This window comes from Burkholderia sp. AW49-1 (genome assembly GCF_053427845.1).
Window position 1 is genome coordinate 1 of sequence record NZ_JBSAXF010000089.1, and the last position, 1,068, is coordinate 1,068.

Annotated in this window: 1 protein-coding gene; it reads left to right on the forward strand. The window is 64.3% G+C overall.

The features are described from left to right. The coding region (locus tag ACV22W_RS33515; RefSeq protein ID WP_448023816.1) for a hypothetical protein at nt 1-1,068 on the forward strand (1,068 nt) is incomplete at both ends.

Below are 1,068 nucleotides of genomic sequence, written 5' to 3' on the forward strand. Positions count from 1 at the left end.
GAGGCCACCGTGCTATCGGTCGAGCTCAGGCCGGTCGACAGCGAGCTGATACCCGTCGAGGTCGAAGTCGAGAGCGAGGCCACCGTGCTGTCGGTTGTGCTCAGGCCCGTGGACAACGAGTTGATGCCGGTCGAAGTCGACGTCGACAGCGACGAGATCGAGCTATTAGCCGACGACAGGCCCGTCGACGTGGAGGTCGACAGCGAGGCGACCGAGCTGTCGGTCGAGCTCAGGCCGGTCGACAGCGAGTTGATGCCGGTCGAAGTCGAGGTGGACAGCGACGAGATCGAGCTATTAGCCGACGACAGGCCCGTCGACGTGGAGGTCGACAGCGAGGCCACCGAGCTATCAGTCGAGCTGAGGCCCGTGGACAGTGAGTTGATGCCGGTCGAAGTCGAGGTGGACAGCGAGCTGATGGAGCTGTTCGCCGACGAGAGGCCGGTCGACGTGGAAGTCGAGAGTGAAGCGACCGTGCTATCGGTCGAGCTGAGGCCGGTGGACAGCGAGTTGATGCCGGTCGAGGTCGAGGTGGACAGCGAGCTGATCGAGCTGTTCGCCGACGAGAGGCCCGTCGACGTGGAAGTCGACAGCGAGGCCACCGAGCTGTCGGTCGAGCTGAGGCCGGTGGACAGCGAGTTGATGCCGGTCGAGGTCGACGTGGACAGCGAGCTGATCGAGCTGTTAGCCGACGAGAGACCGGTCGACGTGGAAGTCGACAGCGAAGCGACCGAGCTGTCGGTCGAGCTGAGGCCGGTGGACAGCGAGTTGATGCCGGTCGAGGTCGACGTGGACAGCGAGCTGATCGAGCTATTCGCCGACGAGAGGCCAGTCGACGTGGAAGTCGACAGCGATGCCACCGAGCTGTCGGTCGAGCTGAGGCCGGTCGACAGCGAGTTGATGCCGGTCGAAGTCGACGTGGAAAGCGAGCTGATCGAGCTGTTAGCCGACGAGAGGCCGGTCGACGTGGAGGTCGACAGCGAAGCCACCGAGCTATCGGTCGAGCTGAGGCCGGTCGACAGCGAGTTGATGCCGGTCGAAGTCGACGTGGACAGCGAGCTGATCGAGCTG